This window comes from Borborobacter arsenicus, assembly GCF_003934165.1.
In the GTDB taxonomy this organism is placed as follows: domain Bacteria; phylum Pseudomonadota; class Alphaproteobacteria; order Rhizobiales; family Rhizobiaceae; genus Pseudaminobacter; species Pseudaminobacter arsenicus.
This window is the reverse complement of the sequence record NZ_RKST01000001.1, coordinates 490,763-506,288: the sequence shown is the minus strand read 5'-3', so window position 1 is coordinate 506,288 and position 15,526 is coordinate 490,763. Positions and strand designations below refer to the sequence as shown.

14 protein-coding genes and 1 pseudogene are annotated in these 15,526 nt (G+C 61.9%); 10 read left to right on the top strand and 5 right to left on the bottom strand.

Features of this window, described 5'->3' with window-relative positions; translation table 11 throughout:
• Window positions 1-111 precede the first annotated feature (111 nt).
• Window positions 112-1,680 carry a DegQ family serine endoprotease gene (locus tag EET67_RS10005; protein WP_128625982.1) on the top strand — a complete coding sequence of 523 codons (1,569 nt, stop codon included), beginning with the start codon at window positions 112-114 and terminating at the stop codon, window positions 1,678-1,680.
• Window positions 1,681-1,933: 253 nt separating this feature from the next.
• On the opposite strand, the pseudogene EET67_RS10000 reads toward EET67_RS10005, so the two are convergent.
• Window positions 1,934-2,507 (bottom strand): annotated as a pseudogene (locus tag EET67_RS10000) (GNAT family N-acetyltransferase).
• Window positions 2,504-3,391 carry a phosphoserine phosphatase SerB gene (gene serB, locus EET67_RS09995; RefSeq protein ID WP_128625981.1) on the bottom strand — a complete coding sequence of 296 codons (888 nt, stop codon included), beginning with the start codon at window positions 3,389-3,391 and terminating at the stop codon, window positions 2,504-2,506. Before serB ends, EET67_RS10000 begins: the two are co-directional and overlap by 4 nt.
• Here serB and miaA point away from each other — a divergent pair.
• Window positions 3,369-4,304 (top strand): tRNA (adenosine(37)-N6)-dimethylallyltransferase MiaA, encoded by a 936-nt coding sequence (miaA, locus tag EET67_RS09990; RefSeq protein WP_128625980.1) that lies wholly within the window; start codon window positions 3,369-3,371, stop codon window positions 4,302-4,304. The genes serB and miaA overlap by 23 nt on opposite strands.
• 139 nt (window positions 4,305-4,443) lie before the next feature.
• On the top strand, window positions 4,444-5,235 hold the full coding sequence (locus tag EET67_RS09985) for a GGDEF domain-containing protein (RefSeq protein WP_128625979.1): 792 nt from the start codon (window positions 4,444-4,446) through the stop codon (window positions 5,233-5,235).
• A gap of 65 nt (window positions 5,236-5,300) precedes the next feature.
• On the opposite strand, the gene EET67_RS09980 is transcribed toward EET67_RS09985, so the two are convergent.
• A complete protein-coding gene (locus EET67_RS09980) occupies window positions 5,301-7,142 on the bottom strand; it encodes an ATP-binding protein (protein ID WP_128625978.1) in 1,842 nt (613 codons plus the stop codon).
• 348 nt (window positions 7,143-7,490) lie between these two features.
• Here EET67_RS09980 and EET67_RS09975 point away from each other — a divergent pair, with 348 nt between their 5' ends.
• The 6 genes from EET67_RS09975 to EET67_RS09950 all read left to right on the top strand — a co-directional run bounded on the left by EET67_RS09975 (window position 7,491) and on the right by EET67_RS09950 (window position 12,296).
• On the top strand, window positions 7,491-9,278 hold the full coding sequence (locus EET67_RS09975; RefSeq protein ID WP_128625977.1) for an acetolactate synthase 3 large subunit: 1,788 nt from the start codon (window positions 7,491-7,493) through the stop codon (window positions 9,276-9,278).
• A 74-nt stretch (window positions 9,279-9,352) separates the two neighbouring features.
• On the top strand, window positions 9,353-9,925 hold the full coding sequence (gene ilvN / locus EET67_RS09970; protein WP_128625976.1) for an acetolactate synthase small subunit: 573 nt from the start codon (window positions 9,353-9,355) through the stop codon (window positions 9,923-9,925).
• A gap of 108 nt (window positions 9,926-10,033) precedes the next feature.
• The gene (locus EET67_RS09965) at window positions 10,034-10,630 is read left to right on the top strand and encodes a LysE family translocator (protein WP_128625975.1); all 597 of its coding nucleotides are present in this window, start codon (window positions 10,034-10,036) and stop codon (window positions 10,628-10,630) included.
• A gap of 40 nt (window positions 10,631-10,670) precedes the next feature.
• Window positions 10,671-11,291, top strand: a complete 621-nt coding sequence (nthA, locus tag EET67_RS09960) for a nitrile hydratase subunit alpha (protein ID WP_128625974.1) — start codon at window positions 10,671-10,673, stop codon at window positions 11,289-11,291.
• The gene (gene nthB, locus EET67_RS09955; protein ID WP_128625973.1) at window positions 11,288-11,947 is read left to right on the top strand and encodes a nitrile hydratase subunit beta; all 660 of its coding nucleotides are present in this window, start codon (window positions 11,288-11,290) and stop codon (window positions 11,945-11,947) included. Before nthA ends, nthB begins: the two co-directional genes overlap by 4 nt.
• A gap of 19 nt (window positions 11,948-11,966) precedes the next feature.
• Window positions 11,967-12,296, top strand: coding sequence for a nitrile hydratase accessory protein (locus EET67_RS09950; protein WP_128626167.1), 330 nt, complete (start codon window positions 11,967-11,969; stop codon window positions 12,294-12,296).
• Between the two features lies 1 nt (window position 12,297).
• Here EET67_RS09950 and EET67_RS09945 read toward each other — a convergent pair whose 3' ends face one another.
• Window positions 12,298-13,677, bottom strand: a complete 1,380-nt coding sequence (locus EET67_RS09945) for an FAD-containing oxidoreductase (protein ID WP_128625972.1) — start codon at window positions 13,675-13,677, stop codon at window positions 12,298-12,300.
• A complete protein-coding gene (locus EET67_RS09940; protein WP_128625971.1) occupies window positions 13,674-14,141 on the bottom strand; it encodes a DUF4126 family protein in 468 nt (155 codons plus the stop codon). The genes EET67_RS09945 and EET67_RS09940 overlap by 4 nt, the downstream gene beginning before the upstream one ends.
• Before the next feature lie 216 nt (window positions 14,142-14,357).
• On the opposite strand from EET67_RS09940, the gene EET67_RS09935 reads away from it, so the two are divergent.
• Window positions 14,358-15,485 carry an ATP-dependent DNA helicase gene (locus EET67_RS09935; protein WP_128625970.1) on the top strand — a complete coding sequence of 376 codons (1,128 nt, stop codon included), beginning with the start codon at window positions 14,358-14,360 and terminating at the stop codon, window positions 15,483-15,485.
• Window positions 15,486-15,526 lie beyond the last annotated feature (41 nt).

Below are 15,526 nucleotides of genomic sequence, written 5' to 3'. Positions count from 1 at the left end.
TGTCGAACTGGCTGTAGCCAAGGTCGCAAACACGCCTTATTTCTTGCCAAGATGACGTGGCCTCCTGAGAGGTGGCCGCGTTTTTCCCGATAGCCGGAGGCAATTCAGTCCATGACACGCAATATCGTCCTGCCCCGCCTTTCGACACTGCTTGTCGCGGCTACCGCCGCCCTCATGGCCTGCGCGGTCGCAACGCCCTATCTGGCAACGCCTGTGCTGGCACAGGAAAAGCCGCGTGTTCCGGCGCCCGAGCCGCAAACGACGCCGCAGGAACAGCCGCGCGCGCCGGCGCAGGGGCCAGCCTCGGTCGCCGATCTGGCCGAAGGGCTTCTGGGTGCCGTGGTCAATATCTCGACGTCGCAGACGGTAAAGGGCGGCGGCGAGGGGACCGTGCCGATGCCGCAATTGCCGGAAGGCTCGCCGTTCCAGGACTTCTTCGACGATTTCTTCAAGGATCGTCAGGGCAACAGTGACGGCAGTCCGCAGAAGGTGCAGTCGCTCGGCTCCGGTTTCGTCGTCGATGCCGAAAAGGGCATTGTGGTCACCAACAACCATGTGATCGCCGATGCCGACGAGATCGAGGTGAATTTCTCCGACGGTTCCAAGCTGAAGGCCGAACTGGTCGGCACCGACACCAAGACCGACATCGCCGTGCTCAAGGTCGATCCGAAGCTGAAGAAGCTGACGGCGGTGAAGTTCGGCGATTCATCGACGATGCGGATCGGCGACTGGGTCATGGCGGTCGGCAATCCGTTCGGCCTTGGCGGAACGGTGACCGTCGGCATCATCTCGGCGCGCAACCGCGACATCAATTCCGGCCCCTATGACGATTTCATCCAGACGGATGCTGCGATCAATCGGGGCAATTCGGGCGGCCCGCTGTTCAACATGTATGGCGAAGTGGTCGGCATCAACACAGCCATCATCTCGCCTTCCGGTGGTTCGATCGGCATCGGCTTCTCCATCCCCTCGGAGCTTGCAGCCGGCGTGGTCAGCCAGCTTGCCGAGTTCGGCGAGACGCGCCGCGGTTGGCTTGGGGTGCGCATCCAGCCGGTGACGGACGAGATTGCCGAAAGCCTCGGCATGAAGATCGCGAAGGGCGCGCTGGTCGCCGGTGTCATCAAGGGTGGGCCGGTCGACAATGGCTCGATCCTGCCCGGTGACGTCATCACCAAATTTGACGGCAGGCAAGTCGACGAAATGCGCGACCTGCCGCGCGTGGTGGCGGAAAGCCCCGTCGGCAAGGCGGTCGATGTCGAGATCGTGCGCAAGGGCGTCGAGCAGACCGTCAAGGTGACGCTCGGCCGTCTTGAGGATGGCGAGAAACTGGCCGATGGCGAGAACGCGGCTCCTACCGATGAGGAGGGCGGCGAGATTGCGACCGCATCGGTCCTTGGCATGACGATCGGCGAACTCAGTGACGAGACGCGCAGCAAGTTCGAGATCGGCCCGGAAATTTCCGGCGTCGTGATCACTCAGGTAGAGCCGAATTCGCCTGCAGCCGAGCGCGGCATATTGGCCGGCGAGGTGATCACCGAAATCGCCCAGGAATCGGTATCGTCGCCAAAGGAGGTCACGGACCGCATCGGCAAGCTGAAGGAGCAGGGGCGCAAGAACGCCTTGCTGATGCTGGCCTCCAAGACCGGTGAGTTGCGCTTCGTCACTGTGCGGATGGATTAGCCTTCGCAGGCTCGCAGCCCTCGCAGGATATGGGTTCCTCGCCCCTCTGGGGAGAGGGGCCGAGCGCAGCGAGGCGGAGAGGGGCGGGGCAAGGCAGCTTAAGGGCGGGGCAAAGACCACCAGACGCATTTGCGGGCGGGGCAAGGGAAAACCGTTGCTAAGACCTTTCAGGACCTGGGTTCCTCGCCCCTCTGGGGAGAGGTGTCGAGGCGAAGCCGAGACGGAGAGGGGGTAGGGAAAAAATGCGCTACGTCTATCCGGCCGCCATCTTTCCTCGGCGCCAGTCTTCGCGCGACAGGCGGTAGAGGACATGGCAGTTTCAACTGCGGGTGCGTATCGGGAACACCAGGATGGTCGAAATCCGCCGCAATATCGCGGCGCATGCCAAGCCGCTCCATGACGGCGGTGGACCGCGTGTTGTCCCACACGGCAAAGGAGATGATCTCGGGCTTGTCCAGCGTCTCGAAACCGAAACCGAGCAAGGCGCGCGCGGCTTCCGTGACATAGCCGAAGCCCCAGAATTCCGGTGCGAGCCGCCAGCCGATCTCCACCGAGCCGGCGGGCACGACCGGTTCGATCTCGACGTCGTGCAGGCCGATAAAGCCGATGCATTGGCCGCTTGCCGCGATCTCCGCCGCGGTCCAGCCATAGCCCTTGGCTGAATTCTCGTCGCGCAGGTGATCCATCATCGCGTCGGACTGCGCCCGGTCGCGGCGGAACGGAAAGAATTCCATGACCGCGTCATCCGAATTGATCCGGAAGAACAGGTCGCGATCCCGCTCTTCCCAATTGCGCAGGATGAGGCGCTTTGTGTGGATCGGCTTCACGCAACGAAGTCCTGCTGGCGATAACCCTGGAGATAAAGCAGGGCCGTGAGATCGCCATGGTCGATGCGCACGGAAGCCTGCTGCGCCACCATCGGCTTGGCATGCAAGGCCACTCCGGTGCCGGCAAGGCGGATCATGTCGAGGTCGTTGGCACCGTCGCCGACGGCAATCACATCGGCGGGCGACAGGCCAAGCCGCGAGCTGATCTCGATCAGCGCTTCGGCCTTGGCGCTGCGGCCAAGGATCGGCTCTGTGACTTCGCCTGTGAGGCGGCCGTCGATCTGGAGGAGATGGTTGGCACGGTTCTCGTCAAAACCAAGCATGGCGCCGATACGTGCGGTAAATAGGTCGAAGCCGCCCGAGACGAGGGCGGCATAGGCGCCGTGGCCTCGCATAGTGGCGACCAGTTCGCGGCCGCCCGATGCCAGCGTCAGCCGGTCGGAGATAATGCGGTCGATGACGGCCGCATCCAGCCCCTTGAGCAGGGCGACGCGTTCGCGCAGGGCCGGCTCAAAGGCGATCTCGCCATTCATCGAACGCGCGGTTATGGCGGCGACACGATCCTTGACACCGATCTCGTCGGCCAGTTCGTCGATGCATTCCTGGTCGATCATGGTGGAGTCCATGTCGGCGAGAAGAATTCTTTTCCTTCGCGTCGCCTGTTCCTGCACGACGAGGTCCAACGGCTCCGAGCCGATCGCCCGGCGCAGGATTTCGGTCGCCTCAGGTGCCGACAGGCCTTGCGGCAGCGCCAGATCGCAGGCAATTGCCGGCGCCAGGACGTCGATGCGGGTTGCACCCACCGCCGTTAGGGCCATATTCGCCAGCGATGGCGACAGATGGCGTTGAGCCGGGTGGGAAATGAGCGTGGCGACCAGTGACATCGAAGATTCCGGCAAGGACAGGGGATTGCTGAAGAATGCGATCCTGATAGCCGGGCCGACCGCCAGCGGCAAGTCGGCACTGGCCTTGGATTGGGCGGAACGCAAGGGCGGCGTCCTGGTCAATACCGATTCCATGCAGGGTTATTCGGTCCTGAACGTGCTGACCGCACGGCCGAGCGAGGCAGAATTGCGACGTGCTCCCCACTATCTCTACGGCCACATATCGCCGGCCACGGCCTATTCGACCGGTATGTGGCTGCGTGATGCGATGAGATTGATCGATGAGGGCACGTTTGCCGGCAAGGTGCCGATCTTTGTTGGCGGTACCGGGCTCTATTTTCGGGCGCTGGTGGAGGGCTTGTCGGAAATGCCGGATATTCCGCAGCCAGTTCGTGAACGCTGGCGCTACAGGCTGATGGAAGAGGGGCCGGATCAACTGCATCGGGTGCTGATGCGCGAAGATCCGGAGGCCGCACTTCGCCTCAAGCCGACTGACAGTCAGCGAATCGTGCGCGCGCTGGAGGTACTGGAGGCATCAGGAAAATCGATCCTGGCATGGCAGGCCGAGCGCGGGCGGCCTCTGGTCGATCACGCCAGCGCTCACTTCTTCGTTACCGAGCCGGAGCGAGCGCAACTTGTGCATCGCATTGACCGGCGTTTCGAGGGTATGCTGGCTGAAGGTGCGCTTGAAGAGGTGCGGGCGCTGACGGCGATGGGGCTTGATCCGGCACTGCCGGCCATGAAGGCGATCGGCGTTCGCGAGCTTCAGGCGGCCGATACGGGTGAAATTTCCTTCGACGAGGCAATTCTGCGCGCAAAAATTGCAACCAGGCAATATGCCAAGCGGCAGGCGACGTGGTTCCGTCACCAGCTTGGACAGGAATGGAGACGTCTGACGCCTCAGAATCCTTGAAAGTAAACGGGCGGGCAAGAATTCCACATCATGAACCCTCTTTCGGGCGCCAATGGCGACTTCGCGTCGAGGTTGCCGTGATTAACTCTCCGTAAGGCCAGGCATGGGATAAGGAATTCGACTTTGTAGTGGAAACCATATGCGCTTCCATCAATCGGAAACGGCATTTTTCGTATTCATAACGGTTGTCCTGGCCGCGGGCGTGGTGACCGTGCACGCCTATGGTGCGCTTCAGATTTTCAACGGGTCGTTGGACCATTCGGAGCGAATGGCCCATATCGACTATCTGTCCAAGCTGCTGTTTACGACGGGCGTGCTTCTGGCGACCGCGTTGTTCTTTGGCGTCTTCTTCATCTACCCGCTGCTGCGCACGCAGGTGAAGGAGGAGGACAAGTTGCGTGCCATGGCCGCCTCGCTCAGCGCACGTTCCGAAACGCTGGAACACGCAGCCCTGACCGATGGGCTGACCGGCATGCAGAACCGGCGTTATTTCGACGATGCGTTGAAGGAGTATCTTCAGGAGTTCCGCCGTATCGACAAGCCGGTCGGGTTGATGATCCTCGATCTCGATCATTTCAAGCAAGTCAATGACACGCACGGCCATGATATGGGCGATGAGGTGCTGCGTGCCGTCGCCAGTTGCCTGAAGGACATGACACGCTATCACGATGTGGTGGCGAGACTCGGTGGCGAGGAATTCGCGGTCGTGGCACCCAACATGGATGGCGACATGCTGATCAAGCTGGCCGAACGCATCCGTCGGGGGATTGCCGCAACAACTGTGTTGTCAGGCAATGTGCGCCTGAAGATCACTGCAAGCGTTGGCCTGGCCGTCTGGGACAAGCGGGAAAGTGCCGAAGAATTCTTCCGCCGCGCCGACAAGCATCTCTACCACGCCAAGAAGCAGGGGCGAAATCGCGTCTGCGCCTGAAATGTCTGAACGGGAATTTCCGGGGTAATGTCCGAAATCCGGATGAAGCCTACGCCTTCGACGGCTCAATCGGAGCGAGGCCGTAAGCCGAACGTGGTCGGCTTGAGGCCGTAGCCAGCGTCAAGATCGTCGTCCTGCAGCGGAATATGGACAGCCGGCTTGCTGCGATAGTCGGGATCACCGGCCTGGCGCTGCACGGCAACCGGATCGGCGAAACCAATACCTGTGCTCGCCTGTTGCGGTCGCGGCAGGTTGCGCAACCGCTCGACAATTCCGGCCAGATCGACGTCGTTGCCATCTTCATGAGTGGGCAGATGGTGATCGCGCCTGCTTGTACCCGGTATCAGATGTGACGGCAGGCGCTCGAATTTGAGCCGCATGGTGGTTGCCACGCCTTCGCCGAAGGCGATCGCCTCGCGCTGGCCCATGGAAGACAGGAAGGACAGGGTCGAGGTGGAGGAGTCCGATACCGCCGAGCGGATGATGGCCTGGTCCTGCTCATTGGCGAGCCGCATGGCAAACACCGTCGAGCATTGCGACAGCACGGTCGGGTCGAGTTCGCCGGGACGCTGAGTGACCACACCGAGATAGCAGCCATATTTGCGCCCCTCCTTGGCGATGCGCGACAGCGCATGGCGGGTCGGGGCAAAGCCGAGGCGTGAATCCGCCGGCATGTAGCGATGGGCCTCTTCGCACAGGACCAGCAGCCGAAGCTTGCCCTCGCTCCACAAAGCCAGATCGAAGGCCAGCCGTGCCAGGACCGAACAGACGGAATTGACGACTTCTGACGGGATACCAGCCATCTCGAAGCAGGTCACCGGCCTGCCGTCATGCGGGATGCGGAAAATATTGCCGATCGTCTTGTGGATCGTGTCTTCCACCAGCCGCGAGGCGAACATGAAACGATAGCGCGGGTCGCTGACGGCTGCTTCGATACGCGTCTTGAGCGCGCGATAGACCGGACGGTCGTTCTTGCTGTCGAGCAGGCCCATGCGCTCGTCCAACTGCTTGATGAGATCGGCGATGCGGTAAGGGACCGGCGTGTCGGCGGTCAGCGAATCGCTGCCGCGCCGCAGATAGGCGCCGGCATTGGGATTGCGGTAGAGGCTCTTGGCGTGGGGAATGAGATCACGCAGCACGTCGAGTTCCTCTGGCACGACTTCGCGGCCACGAAACAGGACTTCGGCGAATTCTTCGAGCTGGAACAACCAGAAGGGAAGGTCGAGCGAGGCCGTGTCGATCCTGACGCTGAGATCGGGCAGGGCAGCGGAGAATTCGTTGTGCGGATCAAGGATCAGCACACGCAGATTGGGCTGAGCGGCAATGGTCTTACGCAGCAGCAGCGACACGGCGGTCGATTTTCCGACGCCGGTGGTGCCGACAATCGCGAAATGCCTGGCCAGCGTGTCCTCGACGGCGATACAGGCATCCATGCTCTCGTCCTGCGACAGCTTGCCGATGGTGATCGCCTGGCGGCCGGCAAGGTCGTAGACGGCATGCAGGTCGCGGCCGCGGATGCGGTGGGCAATCGCGCCGACATAGGGATAGGTGGTGATGCCACGGTCGAAGACGGGCGGACCGCCATCGACCCCGTCGCGGACCTCGCCGACCAGTTCGACGCCGACTTCGATGGGGTTAAGGCCATTGCTGTTCCAGGTCCGATCCGGCTTGCCGATCGAGTAGACCAATCCCACCGTGCGGCTGGTGCCGAGATTGATGGAGATCATGCGCCCGACGGTCCACAGACCATCGGCACTACCGGCAGCGCTATTGGCATGGGCGGCGATGGTGGCACGGGCGCCGTCGCAATGGACGACATGGCCGAGAATGCGCGCATCCGGCTGCCCCTCGTCGCGGCGTTCCTGCGGAGTAGTCTCTCCCGTCGATCGCTCCTGATCCACATACATTGACGACAAGCCCCCGATGCGTGCTCCGTCATTTCATAGCAAAGGCCGGTTAAGCTGGCGTGTTGCGGCGTGGTGTAGGAAGAGTAAAGCCGATCGCGACAATGCCGGTGGACTGGCGGTGTTGCCAATAATTCGATTGACACGTCGTCCGCGTCGCCCTTATGGTCCGCGACCATGAAAATAGCACTCATTCTCGTAGTAGGACGGCGCGTGGGCAAGGCGGTGTAACCGCCGGGCGAAATCCTCCCATGCGCTGCACACAGGCTCCCTCGGGGGCCTTTTTTATTGGCGAAAATACCGATACGACCAGCAATTGCTGAAAGAAGCGGAAGAAACGGGACCAGACCGATGAGCAACGGACAGAACGAGACCGGACGGCGGGAGATGACGGGCGCCGAAATGGTGGTGCAGGCGCTGAAGGACAATGGCGTCAAGCATATTTTCGGCTATCCGGGCGGCGCGGTCCTTCCGATCTATGACGAGCTTTTCCAGCAGGAGGAGGTCGAACACATTCTGGTTCGGCACGAGCAGGGGGCAGGGCATGCGGCCGAGGGCTATGCCCGCTCGACCGGCAAGGCCGGCGTGATGCTGGTGACTTCGGGCCCCGGCGCCACCAATGCGGTGACACCGTTGCAGGATGCGCTGATGGATTCGATCCCGCTGGTCTGCATTACCGGCCAAGTGCCGACGACGCTGATCGGCTCCGACGGATTTCAGGAATGCGACACGGTCGGTATTACGCGGCCCTGCACCAAGCACAACTGGCTGGTCAAGGACGTCAATGATTTGGCCCGCGTCCTGCATGAGGCATTTCACGTCGCCACGACCGGCCGGCCTGGCCCCGTCGTGGTCGATGTGCCGAAGGACGTGCAGTTCGCCAAAGGCATCTACACGCCTCCGCAAACCTCGCCGCGCACCAGCTATCATCCGAAGGTGCAGGGCGACCTCAACCAGATCAAGGAAGCGGTAGATCTGCTGGCAGCGGCGAAGCGGCCGATCATCTATTCCGGCGGCGGCGTCATCAATTCCGGATTGGAAGCGAGCCATCTGCTGCGCGAACTGGTCGAACTGACCGGCGCGCCGATCACCTCCACGCTGATGGGGCTCGGCGCCTATCCGGCATCGGGCAAGAACTGGATCGGCATGCTGGGCATGCACGGCTCCTACGAAGCCAATATGGCCATGCATGATTGCGATGTCATGCTGTGCGTGGGTGCGCGCTTCGACGACCGCATCACCGGAAGGTTAAATGCGTTCTCGCCGAATTCCCGGAAGATCCACATCGACATCGACCCGTCGTCGATCAACAAGAACGTCCGGGTCGATGTTCCGATCGTGGGCGATGTCGGGCACGTGCTGGAGGATATGGTGCGGCTGTGGCGGGCGACCGCCAAGACCGACAAGAAGGCGTTGCATCCCTGGTGGGAGCAGATCGCTCGCTGGCGTGCGCGCGACAGCTTCGCCTATACGCAAAACGCCGACATCATCATGCCGCAATATGCGATCGAGCGGCTCTACGAACTGACGAAGGGCCACGACACCTACATCACCACCGAGGTCGGGCAGCACCAGATGTGGGCCGCACAGCACTTCCATTTCGACCAGCCGCATCGCTGGATGACATCGGGTGGGCTGGGTACCATGGGCTACGGCCTGCCGGCGGCGTTGGGCGTGCAGATCGCGCATCCCGATGCGCTGGTGATCGACATTGCCGGCGATGCTTCCGTGCAGATGACGATCCAGGAAATGAGTGCGGCGGTGCAGCACAATGCGCCGATCAAGATCTTCATCCTGAACAACCAGTATATGGGTATGGTGCGGCAGTGGCAGCAGCTTTTGCATGGCAACCGCCTGTCTCATTCCTACACCGAAGCGATGCCGGACTTCGTCCTCATGGCACAGGCCTATGGCTGCCACGGCATACGCTGTGAGAAGCCGGGCGAACTGGACGATGCGATCAAGGAAATGATCGAGGTGAAGAAGCCGGTGATCTTCGACTGCCGCGTGGCGGCACTTGCCAACTGCTTCCCGATGATCCCCTCCGGCAAGGCGCATAATGAAATGCTGCTGCCCGACGAGGCGACCGACGAAGCGGTGGCAAATGCCATCGACGCCAAGGGTCGCGAACTGGTTTAATGTGACTTCTGGCGTCAGGGATTTCCCTGCGGAGTCAGGGCGCTATCGCAGAAATTTGAGATCGGGATTCATAGATGAACGCGCAACTTCAACCGACCGGCTCGGCTTATTTCATCTCCAAGGAGACGGAACGGCCCGAACATCACACGCTTTCGGTCCTCGTCGACAACGAACCGGGCGTGCTTGCCCGCGTCATCGGCCTGTTTTCGGGCCGCGGCTACAATATCGAGAGCCTGACGGTTTCGGAAACCGAGCATGAAAGGCATCTGTCGCGCATTACCATCGTGACCAATGGCACGCCGCATGTGCTGGAGCAGATCAAGCACCAACTCGAGCGCATCGTGCCGGTGCATCGCGTCGTCGATCTTTCGGTGCGGGCGGCCGAGCTTGGCCAGGAAAGGCCGCTGGCGCGGGAACTGGCGCTGGTCAAGGTTTCCGGCACCGGCGATTCCCGCGTTGAGGCTTTGCGATTGGCTGGCGCCTTCCGCGCAAATGTGATCGACGCCAATACCGAGCATTTCATCTTCGAGATCACCGGCAAGGTGTCGAAGATCGAGCAGTTCATTGCCATCATGAAGCCGCTTGGGCTGGTCGAGGTTTGCCGCACGGGCGTAGCGGCGATGAATCGTGGCCCGCAGGGGATGTGACCTGTCCAGGACAAAACTTGGCATAAGCGGCGGATCGCTGATGGATCGGTGCCTGCCGCTCCGCGATCTGCCATTATAGGGCAGTATTGCTGACATAAATTGGTGCCCATGCCTGCCGAAACATTCCTCGCATTGCTGGTCTATGCCTTCGTGACCTCGATAACACCGGGGCCGAACAACCTGATGCTGCTGGCATCGGGGGTAAATTTCGGCTTCGTGCGCACGGTGCCGCATATGCTGGGCATCGGCTTCGGTTTCCTGCTGCTGTTGCTGGGCGTCGGCTTTGGTCTTGGGGCAGTGCTGAGCGCACTCCCCGCTTTCCACCTTTTGCTCAAGGTCGCCGGTGGTGCCTATCTCCTCTATCTTGCTTGGCGCATCGCCATGTCGCGCTCGATGGACAATGGCGGCAGCGAGGGAGCCAGGCCGATGTCGTTCTGGGAGGCGGTGGCTTTCCAGTGGGTCAATCCCAAGGCCTGGGTGATGGCCTTCACCGCCATGGCCGTTTACACCAGCCCCGAAGCGCCTTTCGTCTCCGTGCTGCTGATTTCGGTGGCTTTCGCCGTGGTGAACTTGCCGAGCGTTTCCTCGTGGGCGGGTTTTGGTACGGCGCTGCGCAGCTTCCTGTCCGATCCGACGCGGCTCAAATGGTTCAACATCATCATGGGGCTGATGCTGGCGGCGACGGTCTGGCCGATGCTGCGCTGAGCCACTTGCTAGGCCAGCGCGGCAAGCCTAGTCTTTCCGCATGAGCCACGACCACGACCATCATCATCACGACAATGAACTCGACCCGATGGCGGCGCGGGTGCGGGCGCTGGAAACGATCCTGACGCAAAAGGGGCTGATCGACCCGGCTGCGATAGATGTGATCGTGGAGACCTACGAAACCAAGGTCGGTCCGCGAAATGGCGCGAAAGTTGTGGCAAAGGCCTGGAGCGATCCTGACTTCGCCGGCTGGCTGCAACGCGATGCGACTGAAGCCATCGCGTCGCTTGGTTTCACCGGGCGACAGGGCGAACACATGCAGGCGGTTTTCAATACTGCCGATACGCACAACCTCGTCGTCTGCACGCTGTGCTCCTGCTATCCATGGACCGTGTTGGGGTTGCCGCCGGTCTGGTACAAGGCGCCGCCCTATCGCTCACGGGCGGTGATCGATCCGCGCGGCGTGCTGGCGGAATTCGGCCTCGCGCTGCCGGAGGAAACGAAAATCCGCGTCTGGGATTCGACTGCCGAATTGCGCTATCTGGTGGTGCCGATGCGGCCGAAGGACACCGAGGCACTGGATGAAGAGGCGTTGGCAACATTGGTGACGCGCGATTCCATGATCGGCACCGGCCTTGCCTTGGAGCCTGGTGCAAGATGAACGGGCCGCAGGACCTTGGCGGGCAGATGGGGTTCGGGCCCGTCGCACCCGAAAAGGACGAGCCGATCTTCCATGCCGAATGGGAAAAGCGCGCATTGGGGGTGACGCTTGCCGCCGGCGCCTTCGGTGCGTGGAATATCGATGAAAGCCGGCATGCGCGCGAAAGTCTGCATCCGACAGACTATTACTCATCCAGTTACTATGAAATCTGGATCAAGGCGCTGGAAACACTGCTGAAAAGGCACGGTTTCGTGACCGCTGGGGAATTGGCGCATGGCACTGCCGATGGACCCGGCGCGACACCGAAGCGCGTGCTGAAGGCTGAGGACGTGCCGGCGACGCTGGCCAGGGGCGGACCTTGCGACCGACCGGTGGCCAGGCAGCCACGCTTTGCGCCCGGCGACAGGGTGCGGACGAAGAATTTTCATCCGCAAGGGCACACAAGGCTGCCGCGTTACGCGCGCGACAGGGAGGGTGTAGTCGAGGCCCTGCGCGACGGATTCGTATTTCCCGACAGCAACGCGCATGGCAATGGCGAGAGCCCGCAATGGGTCTATACAGTTGTGTTTACAGGCGCGGAGATCTGGGGCGAGGGCGCCGATCCGACGCTGACGGTCTCCATAGATGCTTGGGAGAGCTATCTTGAGCCCGCCTGAAATTGTCGAACCTTTGCCAATGCCGGGCGGCGATGCACCGGTATTTGCCGAGCCATGGCAGGCGCAGGCCTTCGCCATGGTCGTGGCACTGCACGAGCGGGGCCTGTTTTCATGGGGCGAATGGGCCGAGACGCTTTCGGCCGAACTGAAAAAGCCTGACGCAGCCCAGGACGGCAGCGACTATTATGTGCACTGGCTGCGGGCGCTGGAGGTGCTGATCACCAAAAAGGGCGTCGCCGGGCAGCCGGATGTCGATGCAGTCGCTGCGGCGTGGCAACGCGCCGCCCACGCGACACCGCATGGCAAGCCGATCCTTTTGGAGAACGATCCGGTTCACGGGCGGGAATAGTTCAGGCCAGCGGCTTCAACTCGCCAAGCACGGTCGGGATCAGTTCCGAAACGGTCGGGTGGATAGGCATGGCGCGCTGGATTGCCGTGTAGGGCGCTTTGGCATGGATAATGTCGATGATGCCGTGGATGGCCTCGTCGCCGCCGGTGCCGAGAATGGCAGCGCCGAGGATCGCCTTGCTGTCAGCATCGACCAGCACTTTCATCAGGCCTTGCGTCTCGCCTTTTTCGATGGCGCGGCTGACACGGCTCATCGGCCGCGTGCCGACGAGAACCCGCTTGCCTGATTTTCTCGCCTCGGCCTCGCTCATCCCGACCCGGCCCAGCGGCGGGTCGATATAAAGCGCATAGGCCATGGTCCGATCACTGACGCGGCGCGGATCATTGTCGAGAAGATTGGCTGCGACAATCTCGAAATCATTATAGGAGGTGTGGGTGAAGGCGCCGCGCCCATTGCAATCGCCAAGCGCCCAGATGCCAGGAACATTGGTGCGCAGTTGATCGTCAACGCTGATATAACCGCGCTTGTCGGTTTCGAGACCGGCCTTGTCGAGGTCGAGATCGTCGGTGTTCGGACCCCGGCCAACGGCCAGCAGCACATGTGAGCCGAGGACTTCTGGCTCGTCGGTGCTGCATTCTACGCCCACCCCGATCTGTGAGCCTTTCGGCGTGAAACTGATGCATTCGGCATCGAGCCGGATTTTTATGCCTTCATTTTCGAGAATCTCTCGAATTGCCTCGGAAATCTCCCGGTCCTCGCGGCCGATCAGCCGCGGGCCTTTCTCGACGATCGTGACTTCGCTGCCGAAGCGGCGATAGATCTGGGCGAATTCCAGTCCGATATAGCTGCCCCCGACAATGACCAGATGCGGCGGCAGCGTGTCGAGTTCGAGTATCGAACTGTTGGTGAAGAATTTCACCCGGTCGATCCCGGGCAGGTCAGGCACGGCGGCACGGCCACCGACATTGAGGAAGATGCGTTCGGAGATGAGGACTTCATCACCGACAATGATTTCCCGCGGGGAGCAGAAGCGGGCATGGCCTTTGAAGACGGTGCATTTGTCCATGCCCTTCAGCCAGCTTTCGACATTCTGGCGGCTGCGGCCTGAAACCGCATCCATGCGTGCCTTCACCACCTTCATGTCGACGCCGACCCGACCGCCGATGGTGACGCCATAATCGGCGGCGCGGCGCGCTAAATGTGCGGCATAGGCGCTGGCAACCAGTGTCTTGGTGGGCGTGCAGCCGGTGTTGACGCAGGTGCCGCCGAACAGTTTGCGCTCGATCAATGCGACGGTCATGCCCGCTTCGGTGAGGCGGCCGGCAAGCGGCGGACCGGCCTGGCCGGCGCCGATGATGATGGCGTCGAAGCGCCTGCTCATGCGACTGCCGACACTATGAGAAGTGCGCCGGTGATAGCGACGGCATCTTCCAGGATGGCGATCGGGAAATCCTTGCCGCCGGTTGCCATGACCAGCCGTTTGCGCGCCTCATAGCCCCCCAGCGTGCCGATTATTGCGCCGACAGCACCAGCTATCAATCCGCCGATCCATGCGCCGGCGGTGGTGCCGATGATCGCACCACAGAACGCACCGCTGACGATGCGTGCGCCGAATTGCTGCGGCACCTTGCGGCTTGGCGTGCTCGGTAATTGGTCGGCGATGAGTTCGACAAGGGCCAGAGCGGTGAAGACATAGGGCGTGAAGCGATAGCCCATGAATGCCGCCCAGCTGTTTTCCAGCGGCAGCCAGTCGAGATAGGCGGCCCAACTGACCGCGGCCGGTGCAGTCATCGCGCGCAGGCCGGCGACAACGCCGATAAGCAGGGCCAAAAGATAGATCGACATGAGAGCCCTCCGGAGTTCGGGTTGTTCCGGTGCGATAGAGCGCAGGCAATTCTGGCGACGAAGCTCCATGACATGGCATCGCGCGGGCGCTGTCAAGCGTGGCCCTTCGGGGGATATTAGGGATGTTCCTCTTGTGTTCTCGTTGTAGGTGAGCCAGTATCCCCAGCCTGGACACAACGCCTTGCCCTTCCGGCGCGAATCCTGTCTGTCGGAGCCATGGAATTTTCACCTCAACAAGATGAAGCGCTGCAGGCGGTGGCACGCTGGCTGAAGACCGGAAGGCCGCAGGTTTTTAGGTTGTTCGGCTACGCCGGCACCGGCAAGACGACGCTGGCGCGCTATTTCGCCGAGCACGTGGACGGACAGGTGCAATTCGCCGCCTTTACCGGCAAGGCAGCCCAGGTGCTTCGCTCCAAGGGCGCGCTGAATGCCCGCACGATCCATTCTCTGATTTACCGGCCGCGGGGCGAGGAGGCGGTGGAGGACGAGGCGACCGGCAAGACCTCGATGTCGCCGACATTCTCGCTCAACCGGCAGAGCCCGATCTCCAAGGCGGCGCTGGTCATCATCGACGAATGCTCGATGGTGGACGAGGCGCTCGGGCGCGACCTCCTTTCCTTCGGGACGCCGATCCTGGTGCTGGGCGATCCGGGCCAGTTGCCGCCGATTTCCGGCGGCGGTTTCTTCACCGAGCATGAGCCCGACTATCTGCTTACCGAAATTCACCGGCAGGCGCGCGACAACCCGATCATCCGCCTGGCGCTCGACGTTCGCGAGGGCCGCGAATTCATGCGCGGCGACTACGGCACGGCCAGGGTGATCGGCAAGGAGGAGGTGACGCAGGAACTGGTGCTGCAAGCCGACCAGGTGTTGGTCGGCACCAACAGGACGCGCAAGCGCTACAATCAGCGGCTACGGGAATTGAAGGGGTTCACGGCCAGCTACCCGCAGGCCGGAGACAAGCTGGTGTGCCTGCGCAACGATCCGTCCAAGGGCTTGCTGAACGGTTCCCTGTGGAAGGTCATGACCTCGTCGCGCGAGACGGTGAAGCCGGGTATCAACCTGCTGGTCTCGCCGGAGGAGGACGATCCGGACCGGGGCGTGGCCAAGATCAAGCTGCTCAAGGCCGCGTTCGAGGATCCGGATGCCGAAATCTCGTGGCAGCAGAAGAAGCGCTTCGACGATTTCGACTATGGCTATGCGCTGACCGTGCACAAGGCGCAGGGTTCGCAGTGGAACGATATCGTCCTGTTTGACGAAAGCTACGCCTTCAAGGATACCCGCCAGCGCTGGCTCTACACGGCGATCACGCGCGCGGCCGAGCGGCTGACGATCGTGCGTTGAAGCGCTGTGCGCCCAACAGGTGCAAAGACCCTCCAACGCTG